Annotated in this window: 1 protein-coding gene; it reads left to right on the top strand. The window is 66.1% G+C overall.

Annotated elements, in window-relative coordinates:
* Nucleotides 1-93 precede the first annotated feature (93 nt).
* Nucleotides 94-1,759, top strand: a 1,666-nt coding sequence (locus ABT023_RS28980; RefSeq protein WP_350889867.1) for a non-ribosomal peptide synthetase, incomplete at its 3' end; no start/stop codon positions are given.

The following is a 1,759-nucleotide window of genomic DNA, read 5'->3' as shown; positions in this document are numbered from 1 at the left end:
CGGGAACCCGGGGTTCCGCTGTCTCGGTTGCCGTTGTTGGGTGCGGCCGAGCGGGAGCGGCTGTTGGCATGGGGTCAGGGTCCGGTCCGCCCGGTGCCGAACGAGCCGATCCACGAACTGGTGCTGGCCTGGGCCCGCCGCACCCCGGACGCCGTCGCGGGCATCGCCGAAGGCGAGGTGCTCACCTACGGGGAACTGGCCCGCCGATCGGAACTACTGGCCCGCTACCTGCGGTCAGCCGGTGTGGGTGTCGGGGATGTGGTGTCCCTGGCGTTGGACCGCAGCATGTGGACCCTGGTCGCCACCCTGGCCGTGTTGCGGGCGGGTGCGGCTTACACGCCGATGGACGTGTCATGGCCGGCCGAACGAATGCGGATGCTCCTCGCCGACCACGGCGCCCAGGTCGTGTTGACCGTCGGTGAGGTCGCCCCCCGCATCCCCGCACCCGACGGCGTCCGAGTAGTGGCTTTGGACAACGACTGGCCTGCGGTGGAAGCGACCGAACCGGTCGACCTACCGACCGTGGACGCCACGGCGGCGGCGTTCGTCATCTACACGTCAGGATCGACCGGCACCCCGAAGGGCGTCGTGCTGTCACACGACAACCTGACGAACTTCCTCACCTGGATGCGCGACGAATGCGCCGTCGGCCCCGACAGCCGCATGCTGCACTGCTGCGCCCCCGTCTTCGACGTCGCGTTGGGCGAGATCTACACCGCGTTGACCTCCGGCGCCCGCGTCGTCGTCTGCTCCCGAGACGACCTCCTCGACCCCCGCCGCCTCACCGAACTGATCGCCAAAGAACAAACCACCCACGCGTTCTGCCCACCCACCAACCTCGCCGCCATCGACCCCACCGACTGCCCCAGCATGACCTGCGTAACCCTCGCCGGAGAACCCATCCCACCCCGCATGGCACAACGCTGGATGACCACCGGAACACGCCTCATCAACGCCTACGGCCCCGCCGAAGCCTCCATCGCCTGCACCTGGTACGACACCAAAAACGGCTGGAACAGCCCCTACGTCCCCATCGGCTGGCCCATGCCCAACCGACAGATCCGCATCGTCGACACCCACCTCAACCTCGTCCCCATCGGCATCCCCGGCGAAATCCTCATCACCGGCAACGGCGTCGCCCACAACTACCTCAACCGCCCCGAACTCACCACCCAACGATTCACCACCGACCCATACGGCGGCCAAACCGCCTACCGCACCGGCGACCTCGGACGATGGAACACCACCGGCGCACTCGAAATCCTCGCCCGCATCGACCACCAGATCAAAATCAACGGCATCCGCATCGAACTCGGCGAAATCGAAACCACCCTCGAACAACACCCCGACGTCAACACCGCAATCGTCACCCGCCACGAACACCAAGGCACCGCCCGCCTCATCGCCTACATCACCGGACGCAACAACCAAACCCCCACCACCACCGAACTACGCGAACACGCCGCCACCGTACTGCCTTCATACATGGTCCCCGCCGTCATCATGATCCTCGACCGATTCCCCACCGGCGGCACCGGCAAAATCGACCGAAAGGCACTACCCGCACCCGGATCACAACGCCCCGACCTCGACGTCGAATACATCGAAGCCACCACCGACGAAGAACGACTCGTCACAGGCATCTTCGCCACCACCCTCGGCCTCGACCGGATCGGCACCCAAGACAACCTCTTCCACCTCGGCGGCACCTCCCTACAATCCGCCACCATCGCCCGAAGAATCGACGAAGCCACCAACA

Source organism: Micromonospora sp. NPDC002296 (assembly GCF_040296145.1).
Taxonomy (GTDB): domain Bacteria; phylum Actinomycetota; class Actinomycetes; order Mycobacteriales; family Micromonosporaceae; genus Micromonospora.
This window is presented reverse-complemented; position numbering and strand designations above follow the sequence as displayed.